Origin of the sequence: Bradyrhizobium sp. LTSP885, from assembly GCF_000938305.1 — a bacterium.
Classification (GTDB): Bacteria; Pseudomonadota; Alphaproteobacteria; order Rhizobiales; family Xanthobacteraceae; genus Bradyrhizobium.
On the sequence record NZ_JYMT01000041.1, the window covers coordinates 60,292 to 77,321 of the forward strand.

At 64.2% G+C, this 17,030-nt stretch carries 14 protein-coding genes; 5 read left to right on the plus strand and 9 right to left on the minus strand.

Annotated features, from left to right (window positions below; genetic code table 11):
- The first annotated feature begins 74 nt into the window (after nucleotides 1-74).
- Nucleotides 75-1,415: a hypothetical protein gene (locus UP09_RS28705; protein WP_245302253.1), complete on the plus strand. Its 1,341-nt coding sequence runs from the start codon at nucleotides 75-77 to the stop codon at nucleotides 1,413-1,415.
- Here the strand turns inward: UP09_RS28705 and UP09_RS28710 are convergent.
- From UP09_RS28710 to UP09_RS28745, 8 genes are read right to left on the minus strand one after another with little or no spacing between them, the layout of a single operon-like run.
- On the minus strand, nucleotides 1,382-2,569 hold the full coding sequence (locus UP09_RS28710) for a glycosyltransferase family 4 protein (protein WP_044541731.1): 1,188 nt from the start codon (nucleotides 2,567-2,569) through the stop codon (nucleotides 1,382-1,384). The two genes, UP09_RS28705 and UP09_RS28710, sit on opposite strands and share 34 nt — an antisense overlap.
- Nucleotides 2,566-3,495, minus strand: a complete 930-nt coding sequence (locus UP09_RS28715; protein ID WP_044541732.1) for an NAD-dependent epimerase/dehydratase family protein — start codon at nucleotides 3,493-3,495, stop codon at nucleotides 2,566-2,568. The genes UP09_RS28710 and UP09_RS28715 overlap by 4 nt, the downstream gene beginning before the upstream one ends.
- 4 nt (nucleotides 3,496-3,499) lie before the next feature.
- Nucleotides 3,500-4,351, minus strand: a complete 852-nt coding sequence (locus UP09_RS28720) for a class I SAM-dependent methyltransferase (protein ID WP_044541733.1) — start codon at nucleotides 4,349-4,351, stop codon at nucleotides 3,500-3,502.
- Complete coding sequence (locus UP09_RS28725; protein ID WP_044541734.1) at nucleotides 4,341-4,910, minus strand: acyltransferase; 570 nt, start codon at nucleotides 4,908-4,910, stop codon at nucleotides 4,341-4,343. Before UP09_RS28725 ends, UP09_RS28720 begins: the two co-directional genes overlap by 11 nt.
- Nucleotides 4,907-5,746: a methyltransferase domain-containing protein gene (locus tag UP09_RS28730; RefSeq protein ID WP_197082757.1), complete on the minus strand. Its 840-nt coding sequence runs from the start codon at nucleotides 5,744-5,746 to the stop codon at nucleotides 4,907-4,909. The genes UP09_RS28725 and UP09_RS28730 overlap by 4 nt, the downstream gene beginning before the upstream one ends.
- Before the next feature lie 46 nt (nucleotides 5,747-5,792).
- Nucleotides 5,793-6,890: a glycosyltransferase family protein gene (locus tag UP09_RS28735; protein ID WP_044541735.1), complete on the minus strand. Its 1,098-nt coding sequence runs from the start codon at nucleotides 6,888-6,890 to the stop codon at nucleotides 5,793-5,795.
- Nucleotides 6,891-6,893: 3 nt separating this feature from the next.
- On the minus strand, nucleotides 6,894-8,732 hold the full coding sequence (asnB, locus tag UP09_RS28740; protein ID WP_044541736.1) for an asparagine synthase (glutamine-hydrolyzing): 1,839 nt from the start codon (nucleotides 8,730-8,732) through the stop codon (nucleotides 6,894-6,896).
- A 2-nt stretch (nucleotides 8,733-8,734) separates the two neighbouring features.
- Complete coding sequence (locus UP09_RS28745) at nucleotides 8,735-10,288, minus strand: lipopolysaccharide biosynthesis protein (RefSeq protein WP_044541785.1); 1,554 nt, start codon at nucleotides 10,286-10,288, stop codon at nucleotides 8,735-8,737.
- A gap of 237 nt (nucleotides 10,289-10,525) precedes the next feature.
- On the opposite strand from UP09_RS28745, the gene rffA reads away from it, so the two are divergent.
- Nucleotides 10,526-11,668, plus strand: coding sequence for a dTDP-4-amino-4,6-dideoxygalactose transaminase (gene rffA / locus UP09_RS28750; RefSeq protein WP_082070330.1), 1,143 nt, complete (start codon nucleotides 10,526-10,528; stop codon nucleotides 11,666-11,668).
- Nucleotides 11,669-11,686: 18 nt separating this feature from the next.
- Here the strand turns inward: rffA and UP09_RS28755 are convergent, their stop codons facing one another.
- Entirely contained in the window at nucleotides 11,687-12,361 is a 675-nt protein-coding gene (locus UP09_RS28755) for a hypothetical protein (protein ID WP_044541737.1), read from the minus strand.
- A gap of 363 nt (nucleotides 12,362-12,724) precedes the next feature.
- Here UP09_RS28755 and UP09_RS28760 point away from each other — a divergent pair, with 363 nt between their 5' ends.
- The 3 genes from UP09_RS28760 (at nucleotide 12,725) to UP09_RS28770 (ending at nucleotide 17,022) form a co-directional block, all read left to right on the plus strand.
- Nucleotides 12,725-16,351: an autotransporter outer membrane beta-barrel domain-containing protein gene (locus UP09_RS28760; RefSeq protein WP_044541738.1), complete on the plus strand. Its 3,627-nt coding sequence runs from the start codon at nucleotides 12,725-12,727 to the stop codon at nucleotides 16,349-16,351.
- 69 nt (nucleotides 16,352-16,420) lie between these two features.
- Nucleotides 16,421-16,711 carry a type II toxin-antitoxin system RelE/ParE family toxin gene (locus UP09_RS28765; RefSeq protein ID WP_044541739.1) on the plus strand — a complete coding sequence of 97 codons (291 nt, stop codon included), beginning with the start codon at nucleotides 16,421-16,423 and terminating at the stop codon, nucleotides 16,709-16,711.
- Nucleotides 16,712-16,722: 11 nt separating this feature from the next.
- Entirely contained in the window at nucleotides 16,723-17,022 is a 300-nt protein-coding gene (locus UP09_RS28770) for an addiction module antidote protein (RefSeq protein ID WP_044541740.1), read from the plus strand.
- The last annotated feature ends 8 nt before the right edge of the window (nucleotides 17,023-17,030 follow it).

Below are 17,030 nucleotides of genomic sequence, written 5' to 3' on the forward strand. Positions count from 1 at the left end.
AACAGCCGTTGTACGGGCCATTTGAATGGGCTATCGGACGGCCTGTTGCTGCCAAGCCTTGCTGGAGACGTTAAGTGGGTTGGATCGGTCTCGACCGGATGCCGGAACGTTACAGACTACCGGTCCTGATTTACCTTCATGTCGCGACGATCTGCCTGTCGCTTGCCTGCGTCGCGTATCTTTACTCGGATTATCATATCTTCTTCCGGCGCGATGGCCTGTTATCGGCGATCGTCGTCGCCGCGGCCTTCTCGACGGTTGCGAGTCTCTTCGTCTATGCCGAATTCAGCTTCGGTTACTTCGCAGGATTTTATCTCTTTACGATGATTGCAGGCTATCTCTGGCTCAATCAGTTCTCGGAGTTCATCTACAATCATACATTGAGCGGGCTCTCCGCGGCGGCGTCGGCCGTCGCATTTCTCCTGCCTGCGCTGTTCATTCGATCGCGTCTGCCGCAATACTGGACCCTCTCGCCAAAGGCGCTCGACCGCCTCGTTGACGTCATCCTTTTGCTCGGCGCGGTGGTGGTATCCGTCGGTGCGACTTACGACTTCCAGCTGGTTTCCATCGAGCACATCTACGAGTACCGCGAGTCGCTTCGCTCGCCGAGAGCTCTCAACTATTTGATGGGGATCATGAGCGGGGCCCTGCTGCCGTTCGCCTTTGCATGCTGTGTCGAGCTCAAGAAGAATAGGCGAGCGATGGTCGCGCTCCTGCTCCTTCTCGCTTTCTATCCGGTCACGGTGAGCAAGTTGGCACTCCTGACGTCCGCGTGGCTAGTCGTGATGACCATCCTTTCAAGGGTCTTCGAACTCAGGATTGCCGTCGTCGTCTCGCTGCTCGCGCCGCTCACGGTTGGGCTGTTGCTGTTCGCACTGTTCGAGTTCGGGTGGGCCTCGTACCAGATAGCGATCCCCTATTTCGGATTGGTCAATTTCAGGATGATTGCGATCCCGTCGCTGGCTATAGACTACTACAACGACTTTTTCTTCAAGCATGACCTGACTTATTACTGTCAGATCGGGCTGTTCAAGCCGCTGATGTCCTGCCCGTATGACGAGCCGCTCTCGGTCGTCATCTACAAGGCATTTGGAATCGGCGGCTACTTCAATGCATCGCTGTTCGCGACCGAGGGCGTTGCGTCGATCGGGGCGCTGTTCGCTCCCGTCGCGGCGCTCGCCTGCGGACTAGTCATCGGTCTGGCGAACCGGGCATCGGCAAACCTCCCGCCCCGCTTTGTCATGGTCTCCGGAGCCGTGCTAGTCCAGCTGCTGCTCAACGTCCCCTTCACGACCGTGCTGCTGACCCACGGCGCGATCCTCTTGTTCCTGCTCTGGTACATAACGCCGCTCACCACAGCGGAGCGTTCGTCCGACAAGGGCTATCCCGCCCCGGGCCTGCCAACATCCCGCTGAACGGCCCGCTGCATGGTGGCCGCAAAGCTGGCCGCGAATGCGCTGACATTGTCCTCCTGATGCGGGACAATATTGCGGACGACAGGCGTGCCGGTCTGCTGTGACACCTGCATGAGATGGTCCGCCAGCGCGGCCGGGTCATCAACGCCGAAATACCGCGCAGCTCCCGCGGTCTGCTCACGGTGCACGCCGATATCAGACAGGATCATCGGAACACCGAACGATTTTGCCTCCTCCACGGTCGAGCTCCATCCCTCGAAGCGCGACGGGTTGACCATTGCGGTTGCGGCCCGCAACAGCGCGTAGACATGGGGAAAGGGAATGATGCCTACATGGCGGAAATGCGTCTCGAGACCGCGCTTGCATATATCGGCATTGATCTGATCGTAATAGCCTGGCTCGCGCCGATCCTCCGTGCTGCCGGATGCGCAAACCACAACGTCGACGCCGCGGTCTTTTAGGATCGCCAGGGCGTCGACGACCAACTGGTGGTTCTTGTGGCGATAGAACTGATTGGGCAGATAAAAATAGTTTTGCGGCAGGCCATAGCCAGCAATGACTTGCGCCGGATCCGCGTTCAGGAAGGCGAGTTGCGGCTGGGTTGCGAAGCGAACCACGTTGACGTTGTTTTTGACCCGTGGATAATAGGTCCTGAAATCACCTAGCGCGCTTTCGCTGCTCAGCATGATGGTCCTGCGTCCTGCGATCTGCATGCGGAAGCCGAACTCGCGCCGCCAGCGCGCAGCTCTTGGAAACAGATGCGGCAAAGATCGATGTTGCAGATCGGGGATCCAAGCGATCGCCGGGATCGGCAGCCGCCAGCCGAAGAAGCGCGCCGACTCGACGACCGCATCGATCCGCGCGGCCTGAAACGCCGCGTTGGCTTCGCGCGCCAGGCCGAGGGTGAGTGCCTTAGCTAGTTCGGGCTGGCCTTCGAAGGCATCCGATCGAACGATCTCAACGCCGGGAATCGCGGCAAGCTCGGCGAGTTCACGCGCGTCGCCGCCGTTGCCGGCAAACACGACAGGAGCGAACTCGCCGGGCCGGAACCGGGCCAGCGCCGCGAACAGATTGCTCTGATAATTGTACCCGCCGGCCCAAAGGGTACGCGAGATGTAGTTGAACGCGATGCGCATCGGAGCTTGCGGTGTCATGAGGCCTGCTTCTTGAACCACGCCACATAGTCGACAAGGCCACGGTCGAGGGGAATCCTCCAATCGAACCCGATGCGGCGCAGGCTCTCGTCGTCGGCCAACAGGCTCACCGGATCTCCAGCCCTGCCGATCCCGGAGTATCGCACGATAGTGTCGCCGCCCCACTGCCTGATCAGACCGTCCGCGATGTCGGCGACGCTCGTTCCTCGACCTGAACCACCATTGACGACACGGAATGCGTCCTGCGACGCTGGTTCCGCGACGCCGGCAAGCAATCTGGCGACATCACGAACATCGGTCCAATCCCGGATCTCCCGCCCTGTTCCGCCGAGATTCAGCGACGGCACCTGCGCCTTCAGCCGCAAGCAGATGTCCCACAGCAGCTGTTTGCGGAGGTTGGGTCCGTAGACCGAGAACAGCCGCACGACAGTGCACCGGATGCCGAACGAGTGGGCGTAGCTCCGGCACAATTGCTCCATCATGAGCTTGTGCTGGCCATAGGGCGACATCGGAGCCGGCACCGCACTCTCCGGGATCGAACCGGAATGGTCGGCCCCGTAGACCGCCGCGCTTGACGCTGCGACGAGCGAGCAGTTCGGCGCGAACCCGCGCAACCATTCGAGCAGCCGGGCGGTGCTGGCGACGGTGCGGGAGAAATCCTCGAACGGCCGCTCGATCGACAGGCCCACCGACGATCCGCCGGCCAGATGGAACACCAGCGACGGCAGCCCATGCGCGGCCGCAAGCGCATTCAGATTGGCAGCGTCGACCTCGCCGTTGATCCAGCTCTGCAAACCGAGGCGGCGCGCCTCCGCGTCATCAACCGCCCCGTGGCCGACACCATGGACCGCATGACCCGCGTCAGCCAATTCACGGACCAGATGGCGGCCGATAAACCCGTTCGCACCGGTGACCCAGATCGACATGCACTCAAGCCTTGTGACAGACGAACGAATAGAGCCGGCCCGGCCGGTGGTCGAACCGTTCGGCAATCGAGAGCAGTGAGGCAAAGACGGAGCGCGACGCCAATGCGGTCCGCCACACCGGCGCAACCGGAATTGTCCGCGTCAGCTTCGCCACGACGGCATCGCGCAACGTCTCCGGCGTATAGGGGAACAGATTGATCGGACTTTGCAGCGGCGCCAGTGTGTCGATCGCGGAAAATCCGGCGGCCGTCAGCGCGCCGGTGTAGCGATCGAGCAGGAAGGCGTGTTCGCCGCCGTAGAGGTGATGCAGTGGATGCTGTGCGAGGAATTGCGGCAGATCGGTTTCCTTGCTGATGACGTGCTCGCGCGCCGCGATCAGCACGCCGCCGGGTCGCAGCACGCGGAACATCTCCCGGCACGCGCTTTCGAGGTCGCGCGTGTGATGCAGCACGGCGCGGGCAAACACGAGATCGAACGCAGCGTCGGCAAATGGCAACCGCTCGGAAAATTCCTCGACCACCTGGATCGGCAGCTGCGCCTGCGCCGCCAGTTCGCGGATCGCCGCGGCTCCCACGATTGCGCTTGCGTCCGGCTCAAGCGCGGTCACGGCAAAGCCGCTCCGGGCGAGCGCGTAGCTGGCAATGCCGCGCCCGGCGCCGACGTCGAGCGCCGTGCCGGAACGCCCCTTCAGCAGCGACGTGACCGCCTGCCATTCGGTGCTCTGAAAATAGCGCTTCGCTGCTGCGATCAGGGGATCGTCGTAGAACGCGTCGAGCACGAGCTGATGCTGGTCCGGCTGATGGCGCAGCCAAACCACGGCATCCTCCCAGCTCGTGAACTTGCGCTCATCGTTCATCGGGCGCGAGCTCCCTCACCAGCACGGCCGGATTGCCCGCCACGATCGAAAACGCCGGGACGTCCTTGGTCACCACCGCGCCGGCCGCAACGATGGCGCCTTGCCCGACCGTCACGCCGCGCAGCACCATCGCGCCTGCGCCGATCCAGGCATCATCACAGATTCGAACCGGGCTCTCGTCAAGCGAGATGTGGGATGGATGACCGCGCGTGAAGATCTCCCGGACTTGCCGGTGCCGTTCCGCGGCGCGCAGCGGATGCGTCAGATTGTCGAACACATTCGCCGAATGCGAGATCAGGACGCGGTTTCCGATCTCGATCGAGGCCGCCGACCAGATCCGGGTCCCCTCGCCGACATAGCACCATTCGCCGATCTTGATCTCTCCGCCATGCGCGAAGGTCAGCAGTTCGCCCAGGATACGGCTGTTGCGGCCAACCACGATTCTGTCGGCATCGCCGCGGATATTCCTGATCCGGGCATGGCGGCCGAGCGCTGCGTCCAGCTCCAACCGGCAGGTCGCGCGTCCGATCAGGCGCTGGATCAGGTAATCGAGATTCATGCCGTCAACTGCAGGCAGGCTACGGCGCGCGAAGATGCCGCCAAATCGTCGCCGCGTCCCTTGCCACTATGGATGTCGTGAACGCTGGCTTCGGCAAGCGCCGCGGCGCTCTGGCGCGACCAGCCATTCCGCGTATAGCCGAAATAGTCGACCTGCGACGATGTCGGCCCGAACGCTTCGATGATCCGCTCGACCATCGCGAGGTCGAATACTTGGTACCAGCCGAGATTGTCACGCTTGCCGAATGGCACCGAGATGAAGCAAACGCCGCCGGGCTTGAGAATGCGCTTGAACTCCTGCACCGCCGGAACAAAGCCGTCGCGGTCGGTTTCCGCGTCCTGCGGATCTCCGGTGTAGAGCATCTGATTGTCGAGACCGATGTGCTCGATCGTCGACATGCTGGCAATCGTGTCGAAGACGTGATCGCCGAACACCGTCTTCCTGAGATCACCGAACACATAGGAATAGCCATCGCGCCAATAGCACCTCCGCTCGGGCGCCAGGGTCATGATGGTGAGATCCGCGCCGCGCAACGGCGCGCGCTGCAGCAGGAAGTCGTGGTTGAAGGTCGACCCCGCGTCGAGCATCTTGCCGACCTTGTTGAGCCTGGCATACACCCACGGATATTCCACGACGCGTTCGTCCATCGCGATGCCGTAGCCCTGCGGCAGTTCGCGTCCGGCCTTGAGCACGCCCGCATCGATCGCCGAGGTGATGGTGTCGCGCTTGACCGTCTGATAGCCCGGGCCGAACGGCCGCGGCCGCAGCCTGAACAGCGGCACGGCCAGTCCGTCGGCCGCCCATTTCAGCTGATGGATCAAGTCACCCGCAGACATCATCAATTCCCGTTTGCCCGCCCCATTGGCCGGCCATGGGCCCCCTCTAGCACGGCTTAATCCGTGCGACGAGATCGGTGAAATGCGCCCATTGCGAGGCCTTGCTGTAGGTCTCTAGGAGACGCCTTCTGCCGGACGCGGCAATGCCGGCCGATTGCGGCCAGTCCTGCAGGCTGCGAAAGATCGCCTCGGTGGCCTGCTCGGGGGTTTCGTAGGTGCGCATGGTGACGCCGTCGGCCATCCCCTCCGGATAGCTGCCGGTGTCGGATACGAGCAGCGCCCCGCAGCCCATCGCCTCGAAGCAGCGCATGTTGCCGCGATCGTTCCCCGCCATGTCGATTGCGCCGTTGAGCACGATCTTCGCCGAGCCAAACAGCGCGTAGAGGTCGCGGCCGAACACCGGCGGCCGCGCGATCGCAGCGATCGCGTCGGGGCGCCGGTGCTTGCCGAGCGGCAACAACCGGCCGATCGCACTTTCCGCAAGCCGCGTCAGCCGCGAGGCGTCGAGACAGAACACGATCTGATGACCGGAGGCGAGGCCCGCCACCTGTTCGAGCGTCCTGCCCCGCGCGCTGTGATGCCGCGAATAGCCGCCGACGAACGCCACGTCGATCGGCCGCTCGCCATGGCCGTACTCCTCCATCACCGGGTCGATCGCGGGAAAGAACAACTCGGCGCGGCATCCCTTGCTGCGCCAGGACTCCAGGATCGAGGGAAAATTCCCAAGCACCGCGCCATAGGCGGTCAGGTCGGCATTGCCGGAGGGCGCGGCGCGCCAGCACAGCGTGGTTTTCACGCAAGCCGGAAGCCTGGCGACAAGCGCACTCGGATAGCGCACCGGATCGAGATTGTAGAACACCTCGGTTGCGTGGTGCTCGATCTGCGCCAGCAGGATGGCCTCGAGCGTTGGCGTCCCCGCCATGCCCTGCGCACGCGCCCATTGCCGCTGCAACACCTCGTCGTCGCCATTGGTGAAGAAAGCCTCCGGCGCACCGTCCAGCACCGGCTGCAGAAAATGCGCCGCGCCGAAGCGATCGTGCAGGAACACGTCGCGCCGCGCCTCGAACCGCGATGTGTTCTCGGCAAGCTGGTTCAGCCGCGGCAGATAGGATGGATAGAGGCCGCTATTCTGGAACAGACGCATCGTTCACGCGTACCTTGCCAACATCCATTTCATGTTCAGATAAGGCCAGATCCGGCCGACGGTCTCCCAATCCCAGCTCTGCTGAGCCGTCAAGCGGCCGACCGCCTGGCGAAGCGGCGCTTCATCGACGATCTCGGCGAACGCCGGCACGTTGCGGCCGAGCAGCTCGGCGGTCCAGCCGGCCAACGGCCCGTTCAGCCATTCCGGCATCGGCGAGTTGAAGCCGACCTTGCGGCGCGCGGTGCGGATGCTTTCGGGCATCAGGTTCGCCATCGCTTGCCGCGCCACCACCTTGGTGTAACCATCGGACGATTTGCTGGTTTCCGGCAACGCCATCGTATAGGTCACCAGCCGCCAGTCCATGAACGGCATCCGGACCTCGATCCCGTGCGCCATCGAGAGCCGGTCGAAATTGCGCAGGATCGTCGGCAGCGTGGTCGAGTGGAACATGCGGTAGAGCCGCCGGTTCAATGCGCCCCACTCGCGCGGCAGGTCATCGTCCTCGGCGACCAGCGGAAGCGGCGCGGGAATCGCGGCAAGGCCGCCGCGCAGGAAATAGTGCCCCTGGCGCTTGATCATCTGCGCCCGCAGGAAATCGACGCCGCGCTGCGCCAGCGACGACCGGGAGGTCAGCGCCGCCGCCGCGTTGCGGATCCGGAATGCGGCCGACTGGCCCTCCTGCAGGTAGGCGCCCATCAATTCGTCGGCGCCGTGGCCATCGAGCGACACCGTGACGTTCTGGCGCCGCAGCTCGCGATAGATCAGCCATGGCGCGCTCGGCAGTCCGATATAGACGTCGTCATTGTCGTCGAGGATCCGGTCGATGTCGGCGAGCGCATCGCTCCGCCCGATCTCGAGGAAGGTCGGTTTGACATCGGCCCAGGCCGCCGCTTCCTCGGCCATCGGCCGCTCGTCGTTGATGGCGCCGGGAAACGTCGCGACAAAGGCATGGCGCCAGGCGGTCGAGTCACGCGGCCCCATCCCGGCCTTCTCGTGCGCCGCCATCGCGCAGATCACCGCGGACGAATCGAAGCCGCCGGACAGGCAGGTGCCGATCGGCACGTCGCTGCGCATGCGCAAGGCGACCGAATCCTCGAACAGCTCGCGAAAGCGCGCCACGCGATCGGCTTCGGCATCAGGGATATCAGGCAGGTGATCCACCGTGCGCCACCAGCGCCGTACCTCGATGCGCCCCTGGCGCAGCCACATGCAGTGGCCGCCCTGCAGGCGGCGCAACTGCCGGAACAGGGTCCGCTCGCTGCCTTCAATCCCGAACGGGTCAAGCAGCAACCGCCGCGCCACGTCGGTATCGACAGAGGCCTCGACCAGCCCGCTCCGCGCCAGCGCCCGCTGTTCGGATGCGAACACGAAGCGCTCGGACGACAGCGCATACAGCATCGGCTTGATGCCGAACCGGTCGCGCGCAAGGAACAAGTCATCCGTGGTGGTGTCGTAGATCGCCAGCGCCCACATGCCGTTGAAGCGCGGCAGCATGTCCTCGCCCCAGGCCTGCCAAGCGGCGAGAATCACCTCGGTGTCCGACTGGCTGCGGAACACCGCCCCCTTCGCTTCGAGCTCGCGCCGCAGTTCGAGGAAATTATAGATCTCGCCATTGTAGAGGATCACATGACGGCCATCGCCCGACACCATCGGCTGATAGCCGCCGTCGGTGGGATCGATGATCGCGAGCCGGCGATGGCCGAAGGCCAGGTTTCGCCTCGCGCTGAACCAGGTGCCTTCGCCGAACGGACCGCGATGCGCGAGCAGATTGGTCAGCCGCGAGATGTCGGCCGGCTCGACGGGATTGTCACGGAGATTAACGATGCCTGCGATACCGCACATGTCTAGACGGCCTTGAAGGGCAAGAAGCGATTAGCGATGGCGCATAGATCGCGCCAGCAAACGGCGCGATAGGGGCCGAGTTGCGACGCGGCGACGGTGGCGACAAAGATCGCCGCTGCCGACATCACATACAGCGACACCACATACCACCAGGACGGCGCCTGGTCGAATGACCCGTGACCGAGCTGAGACGACAGCGCCAGCGCAGTCGCGATCCCGACACCGAGCGGTATCAGCACGAAATGGACGACGCGCGACCATATGCCTGGCACTTTGAAGGTCCGCCGCAACAGGACCACCGTGGTGACCATCTGCGCGATCATGCCGACACAGGCGCTCCAACCGGCGCCCGGCCAGCCGAAATACGGCAATGCGATGGCGCTGGTCGCGAGCGTGAAGATGCCCGTGAGCAGGGAGATCAGCGCGTTGGAACGGGACCGCCCCTGCGACAGCAAATAGAACGCAAACACGTTGGCGCTGGACCCCATTATTCCGCTGATCGACAGCACCACCAGCACCAGTTGAGCCTCGGCGGCGACCTCGGCACCGGTCCATCGATGGAGCAACGCGCCGGCGACCGGGATCAGGCCGCCCAACGCGCTCGCGGCGAGCACGTTGAGGATCCAGGAGGAGCGCAGCAAAAGATCGACCTTGCGATCATCGGCCTCCTTCTGCAGCGTGCTAAAGAACGGGAACAGGATCTCGCCGATCTTCAGCACGCCGATATAGACCGCCTCCTCCAGCCGCTGCGCGACGCTGTAGAATCCGACGAATTGCGGCTGCAGCAGCGCGCCGAGCAGATAGCGGTCCGCCTGGCCTGCAAACAACGCGCCGCTTTGCGCCGCCATTTGCCAGCCGCCGAGCTTGACCAATGCGGTGAGCGCATTGCGATCGAACGCGGGCCGCGCCACCCATTCACCGATCATGCGCCGCGACCAGCCGAACGCCATCAGCAGATTGGTTGCAAAGCCCAGCGCCTGGCAGCCGAGGAATGTCGAGGCGCGCGGCGCGTGCGGGATCAGCAGCAGCATCGACATCGCCGTCACCACCGTACCCGCGACGCTGATCGAGGCTATCCGCCGGTAATCCTGGCGCGCCGTGAACAACGAAAGGAAGACGACGAACAGGCACTGGAATAGCCAGCCGACGCCGGCCAGCACAAAGGCAAGCCGGAGATCGTTGGCGGCCGGGCCGCCCAAGTGAAATCCCAGTCGCGCGAGCGGCGCTCCGGCGAGGCAAAGCAGCGCCGCAATCAGGCTGCCCACGACGAGGGCAAGCGCAAGCGCGGTGGCGAAATAGCGTCGCGCCTCGCCGCGATCGGACGGCTCCAACCTGTGCGCGAGCTCACGCGCCGTCGACAGGCCAAGCGCATTGCTGAACATCAGCGCCGGGGCGACGCAGGCCGTCACCAGCCCCGCAACGCCGAACGCGGCGAGACCAAGACGGAAGATCACGAACGGCAGGATCGCGAGGTTGAGCAGCACCGCGACCGCGAAGGCAATCGCATTCCATGCCGAATTACCGAGCAGATCGGATGGACCTTTTCTCAATACCATGCCAGCTTTCGGGCCGTCGCTTCGATGCGCCTCAAGTGCCTCTGCCATCAAGGCAAAATCCCTTCAGCATCGGGACCGGGCTAGCAGCCGGCGCGGTGATTGTCGAGGGTCGGTCGGCGGCCGGATAGACCCGGCGCCACGGTTGCGAATTGGCCGTTGATTCCGCGCACCGAAACCGCCTATCTGGCGTCATCCGCGCGCAATTCCGCTCTCATCGCGCGGCCTGAAAGCAGCACCGTGGCCATCGACCCGATTCCGTTCAACCGGCCCTACATGACCGGAAAGGAGCTCGACCATATCGCCGAGGCGCATCGCGGCCTGCATTTGTCCGGCGACGGCAGCTTCACCAGGCGTTGCCACCAATGGATCGAGCAGCAGACCGGCTGCGCCAGGGCACTGCTGACCCATTCCTGTTCGTCCGCACTCGATATGACGGCGCTGCTGCTCGACATCGCCGCCGGCGACGAGATTATCATGCCGTCCTACACCTTCGTGTCGACCGCGAATGCGTTCGTGCTGCGCGGCGGCGTGCCGGTTTTCGTCGACATCCGCGAGGATACGCTCAATCTGGATGAACGCCTGATCGAGGCCGCCATCACGCCGCGCACGCGCGCGATCGTCCCGGTACACTATGCAGGCGTTGCCTGCGAGATGGATGCGATCATGGCGATTGCCAGACGGCACAACCTCGCCGTCGTCGAGGATGCTGCGCAGGGCGTGACCGCCTTCTACAAGGGCCGCGCGCTCGGCGCGATCGGCGACCTCGGCAGCTTCAGCTTCCATGAGACCAAGAACGTCATCGCGGGCGAAGGCGGCGCGCTGCTGGTCAACGACCCCGCGCTGGTGCGGCGCGCCGAGATCATTCGCGAGAAAGGCACCGATCGGGCCAGCTTCTTCCGCGGCGAGGTCGACAAATACACCTGGCAGGATGTCGGCTCGTCCTATCTGCCGAGCGAGATCAACGCGGCATTCCTGTGGGCGCAGCTCGAAGAGGCCGAACGCATCACGCGCGAACGGCTCGCATTGTGGCAGCGTTACCATTCCGGGCTCGAAGATCTGGAGCGGCGGAGCCTGCTTCGCCGTCCGATCGTGCCGGCGGATTGCCGGCACAACGGCCATTTGTACTATGTGCTGCTGGCGCCCGGCATCGATCGCCAAACGGTCTTGCAGAAGCTGAAGGACAACGGCGTCAATTCGGTGTTCCACTACGTCCCGCTGCACTCCTCACCAGCCGGGCAGCGCTTCGGGCGCGCGCATGGCGATCTGCCGCTGACGACGTCACTGTCCGAACGATTGATCAGGCTGCCGATGTGGATCGGCCTGACCGAAAGCCAGCAGCAGCGGGTTTGCGAGCTTCTGGATCAGATCCTCGGAACATGACGGCCATTTCGGACAGGCTCACAGCCCGTCCGGCTCGCCATTCTTCGGCGTCGCGCGCGGCGTGAAGGGCGCGTAGGAGCCGTCGAGCGCACCGGCAACGGGCATTGGAAGGACGCCCGCCGCCGGGGCCGTCGTGGCTTCCTGACGCTTCAGGGCGAGAACCTCGCTGCGGTCGGCCTTCTTGAAGGTGACCTCGCGGGGCTGGACGACGCTGAGTTGCCAGCCGGCATGGCTGTCGCCTTGCCTCAAGCGGACAACCTTCTGCGTGGTCTGGTCGAGAAACACCGCTATCGCATCACCATAGCCGACCACCGCCCCGATCAGCGCCAGCGCCGGACGCTCGGGTTGAGCCGGCGGCGGTGCGACGGCAGACTCGGCGGTCGGGGCCACCACCGCACGCTGCGGCGGACGCCGCGAGGCCGAGAAGATCGGCCTGGCTTCGGTCGCCGTCAGCGCCGACAACGGCACCGCCCACAGCGGATTCCCGCCCGGCAAGGGTGTTGCCGGCTCCCGAACCGGTCGCGCCAGCGGCTTCAAACCACCGACATCGACGGAATCGGAGCCATCGCCGGCATGGTCGGCGGGGAGAACCTCGAGTGACGAGGTCGCAGCCCGAAGCTCGGGCGAGACGCCGACCAAAGCAGTCGCTTCGCACAGCAGCGCGAGGGCCGCGATTTTAGGCCACCTGACCATCCTGATCCCAACACCAGCCGCTCGACACGATCGCGGCGTAACCGACTGGCCGGTAGCCTACCCGCGGCGGTTCATTCCAGCAACCAGACGCGATTCGCGGCCACGCCCCCGCTTCGCGCCCGCCATGTACGGTGAGACCGGCTTCCCAAGGCTATCGTCGCCCGCGTTCGGCTGGCAAATGTTGCCAAACGGCCACGCCCACCAAAATACGCAGGCAGCCAAGTCCAAAACACCGGCACGGGCCATCCCGACGCGTTGCCAGCCGTCGTAACGCTGTGAGATCATGGCGAAAATCGGTGCAGTTCGTGGCGCTGATTTGCGAATTGCTCGACGCATTGACCTAAAGATTTTTGAGACAGCACCATGGCCGACCTGAAATTGCTCAGCCGGGACGCGCAGCGCGGATTGCAGTCCGTGACGCGCCATTCGATCGCGGTCTTGCTCGCGACCACGGCGCTGGGCGTCGTCTCCGCACATGCGCTCGATGGCATCTGGACCGGCGCCAGTAGCAATGAGTGGACGGATGGCACCAACTGGACCTCCAACCCCAACGTGCCGGACGGCGTCGCGACATTTACGAACACCGGTCCGGCCAATCTCGACAGCAGCGGTCTGGTCAATATCGGCAGCGTCGTGTTCACGGCCACCCCCAATGCCCAAGCCTACACCATCAACACCAACGACATCTTCGTGGTGAATGGCGTCGGGATCTCCAACAATTCGACCAACACGCAGACCTTCAACGTCGGTTCCTCAATGGTGTTCACGAATTCGAGCACCGCGAGCGGAGGCAGCGCGCCCGTGACGTACAACGTCAGCGGCGGCTCGATGAGCTTCACCGACACCAGTACGGCCGGCACGGCGACGATCGTCAACAACGGCATTGTGCAGTTCAACAACAGCAGCACCGCGGGCAGCGCCAACATCACCAACAATTTGGAGATGGATTTCTTCGACAACGCGTCCGCCGGCAGCGCCACGATCGGCAATGCCGCCTCCGGCACGATGACCTTCAACAACACGGCGACCGCCGCCACCGCAACGATCACCAACGCTGGAACGCTGCAGTTCAACAACTCTTCGACCGCGGGCAGCGCGACCATCACGACCAACAACGGCGCCACGACGACCTTTAGCGGCACGAGCACCGGCGGCAGCGCGCGCTTCATTACCAATGCAGGCGGCACCTTCAACATCTCGGGCCTCACCTCGGGCGGCATGACCGCCGGCTCAATCGAAGGCGCCGGCAGCTATGTTCTCGGTGCGAAAACGCTGACCACCGGCAGCAACAATCTCTCCACCCAGGTCGACGGCGTGATCTCCGGCACCGGCGGCGGGTTGACGAAGGTCGGCACCGGTACGCTGACGCTGACCGGAATCAACACCTATACCGGTGCCACCATCGTCAATGGTGGCACGCTGGCGCTATCCGGCTCCGGCAGCATTTCCAGCTCCAGCGTCGTCACCGTGAACGGGACGTTCGATATCTCGGCGACGACCTTCCCGGGCGCCGCCATTACGACGCTTGCGGGAGGCACTGGCGGCGTCGTGCAGATGGGCAGCAAGGGCCTGTTCATCACCAACGGCTCGACCGAATTCGCGGGCTCGATCCAGGGCACCGGCGGGCTTGAGGTTGGCGCCGGAACGCAAACGCTGTCCGGCACGAACACCTACAGCAACGCCACGATCGTCGATGCCGGCGCGACGCTGGCGCTGAAGGGCAATGGCTCGATCGCAAGTTCGGCCTATGTCGGCTTCTCGCCCGGCGGTCTCGGTCAGGTCGGCACTTTCGATATCTCGCAGACCAATACGGGCGCATCGATCAGCGGGCTATTCGACGTCGCCGGCGTCGGCATCGTGGCGTTGGGCTCGAAAACGCTCACGATCACCAATGGCAGCACCTTCGCTGGCGTCATCCAGGATGGCGGCATCGGCGGCGGCGCGGGCGGCAATCTCGTCATCGCCAATGGCGCGGTACAACAACTCGCCGGCACCAACACCTATACCGGCTCGACGACGATCGCGGCTGGCGGCGAGCTCGACCTGATCACGCTTGGCCAGAATGGCAGCATCGCCACCTCCAGCGGCGTCATCAACAACGGCGTCTTCGATATTTCGGGCCTCTTCAACGGAGGCACCTCGATCAAGTCGCTATCGGGTGCAACAACCGGTTCGGTCAATCTCGGCAACAACACGCTGACGATCACCAACGCGAACGGGAATTTCGCCGGCGTGATCGGCGACGGTGGCGCTGGCGGCAACCTCGTTCTCGCGGGTGGCACGCAGGTGCTGTCTGGCACCAACACCTATAGCGGCACCACCACCGTCAACGCCGGCACGCTGGTAGTCGACGGCTCGATCGCCACCTCGTCACTGACAACAGTCAATGCTGGCGCCACGCTTGCCGGCTCCGGCATCGTCGGCACCACGTCCATCGCGGGCGGCACGCTGGCGCCGGGCTCGACCGGCGGCAGCGTGTTCGGGCCGCTCACGGTGCAGGGCAACCTCTCCTTCACCGCGGCCTCGACCTACATGATCCAGGTCTCGCCGGCCAATGCCGGCCGCACCAATGTGACCGGCACCGCCAACCTTGGCCTTGGCAGCGCGAAGGTGAGCGCGGTGTTCCTGCCTGGCAGCTACGTCAACCGGCAGTACACCATCCTCAATGCAACTGCCGGCGTCAGCGGGACCTTCGATCCGACCGTCACGTCCAACAATGCGAACCTGCAGACGTCGCTGAGCTACGACACCAACAACGCCTATCTCAACATCAAGCTGTTGTTCAATCCGCCGGGCGGCCTGAACGTCAACCAGCAGAACGTCGCCAACGCGATCACGGGCTTCTTCAACGCGACCGGCTCGGTTCCGGCGACGTTTGCCTCGCTGAACGCGGCCGGGCTGACGATCGCCTCGGGTGAGCTCGGCACCGGTGTGATCCAGTCCTCGATCAATGCCGACAGCCAGTTCCTCAATCTGCTGCTCGATCCGACGATCGCCGGCCGCGGTGCAGGCTTTGCCGCACCGGGCAGTGCCTCGCACTTTGCCGACGATGGGGACGCCTATGCCGACCGGCGCCCGGCGACGGCCAGCGAGCGCGACGCCTACGCGATGGCGACCAAGGCTCCATTGTTTGCACAGCAGCCCCTCAACCGCTGGAGCGTCTGGGCGGCGGGTTATGGCGGATCGGCCAAGACCGACGGCAACGCGGTGGTCGGCTCGCAGGACACCACGTCGCAGGTCTGGGGCGTCGCTGCGGGCGCCGACTACAAGCTCTCGCCGGACACGTTGATCGGTTTCGCGCTCGGCGGCGGCGGCACCAATTATTCGCTGGCGAACGGTCTCGGCAACGGCTCGGCCGACCTGTTCCAGGCCGGCGTGTACGGCCGTCACAACATCGGCGCGGCCTATCTGTCGGCGGCGCTGGCCTATGGCTGGCACGACGTCACCACCAACCGCACCGTGACACTGGCCGGTTTCGACCAGTTGCGGGGCCGCTTCCGCGCTGAAACCTTCTCGGCCCGGTTCGAGGGCGGCTACCGCTTTGCCACGCCGCTGGTCGGCATCACGCCCTATGCGGCGGCCCAAGTGATCAGCTTCCACCTGCCGTCCTACGCCGAGACCGCTGTGATCGGCACGCCGATGTTCGCGCTGAACTATGCGGGCCAGACCACGACCGCTGCTCGTACCGAACTCGGCCTGCGCACCGACAAATCCTACGCGCTACAGGACGCGATGCTGACATTACGCGGCCGCGCCGCCTGGGCGCATGACTACGACAACGCCAACTCGGTGACCGCTATCTTCCAGTCGCTGCCGGGCGCGAGCTTCGTCGTCAACGGCGCGCGCCCCAATCCGGACGCAGCCCTGGTCAGCGCCGGCGCTGAGTTGAAGTGGCTGAGCGGCTTCTCGCTCGCCGCCACCTTCGAAGGCGAGTTCTCCGGCAACGTCACAAGCTACGGCGGCAAGGGCGTCGCGAAGTATAGCTGGTAGGCGCTGGGTACACCTGGAGTGATGGCACCCTGTTGACGTCGGACCATTTGTATCCTATAAGATACAGATATGTTTGAGGTCCTGAAAACCGACCTGTTTGACAGTTGGCTTTCGAACCTCGCCGATCGGCGAGCCGCCGCCAAGATCGTGTCCCGAATAGAACGGCTCGGCCTCGGCAATCCCGGAGACGTCAGGCCCGTGGGCGAAGGCGTCAGCGAAATGCGACTGGCATACGGTCCGGGATACCGTGTCTATTGCAAGCAAACCGGACAACGCATCATTCTGATCCTGTGTGGCGGCGACAAATCGACTCAAGACCGCGACATCAAACGAGCCAAGGAAATCGCGGCACAACTCTGACAGGCAGCAAGATGGTCAAGATTTCGAAGTTCGATGCAGCGGACTATCTGAAGGACCCAATTTCGATTGCGGCTTACCTGACCGAAGCCCTCGAGACCGACGATCCTGCGCATATCTGTACAGCGCTCGACACGGTCGCGCGCGCCAAGGGAATCGCCGACATCGCGAAGGCGACCGGGCTGTCGCGCGAGAGCCTCTACAAGACCTTCAAGGAAACGGCGCGGCCGGAGTTCGATACGGTTCGCAAGGTCATGAACTCGCTCGGGGTGAAGCTGGTCGCCGAGCCTATCGACGCGCCGAAGGTTGCGTGAACGCTGTG

Excerpts from the sequence above, each read along its gene's own strand:
- UP09_RS28770 (WP_044541740.1), top strand. The coding sequence starts at position 16,723 with ATGGTCAAGATTTCGAAGTTCGATGCAGCGGACTATCTGAAGGACCCA.
- UP09_RS28720 (WP_044541733.1), bottom strand. The coding sequence starts at position 4,351 with ATGAACGATGAGCGCAAGTTCACGAGCTGGGAGGATGCCGTGGTTTGG.
- UP09_RS28760 (WP_044541738.1), top strand. The coding sequence starts at position 12,725 with ATGGCCGACCTGAAATTGCTCAGCCGGGACGCGCAGCGCGGATTGCAG.
- UP09_RS28730 (WP_197082757.1), bottom strand. The coding sequence starts at position 5,746 with ATGTCTGCGGGTGACTTGATCCATCAGCTGAAATGGGCGGCCGACGGA.
- UP09_RS28725 (WP_044541734.1), bottom strand. The coding sequence starts at position 4,910 with ATGAATCTCGATTACCTGATCCAGCGCCTGATCGGACGCGCGACCTGC.
- UP09_RS28710 (WP_044541731.1), bottom strand. The coding sequence starts at position 2,569 with ATGACACCGCAAGCTCCGATGCGCATCGCGTTCAACTACATCTCGCGT.
- asnB (WP_044541736.1), bottom strand. The coding sequence starts at position 8,732 with ATGTGCGGTATCGCAGGCATCGTTAATCTCCGTGACAATCCCGTCGAG.
- UP09_RS28765 (WP_044541739.1), top strand. The coding sequence starts at position 16,421 with ATGTTTGAGGTCCTGAAAACCGACCTGTTTGACAGTTGGCTTTCGAAC.
- UP09_RS28755 (WP_044541737.1), bottom strand. The coding sequence starts at position 12,361 with ATGGTCAGGTGGCCTAAAATCGCGGCCCTCGCGCTGCTGTGCGAAGCG.
- UP09_RS28735 (WP_044541735.1), bottom strand. The coding sequence starts at position 6,890 with ATGCGTCTGTTCCAGAATAGCGGCCTCTATCCATCCTATCTGCCGCGG.
- UP09_RS28745 (WP_044541785.1), bottom strand. The coding sequence starts at position 10,288 with ATGGTATTGAGAAAAGGTCCATCCGATCTGCTCGGTAATTCGGCATGG.
- UP09_RS28715 (WP_044541732.1), bottom strand. The coding sequence starts at position 3,495 with ATGTCGATCTGGGTCACCGGTGCGAACGGGTTTATCGGCCGCCATCTG.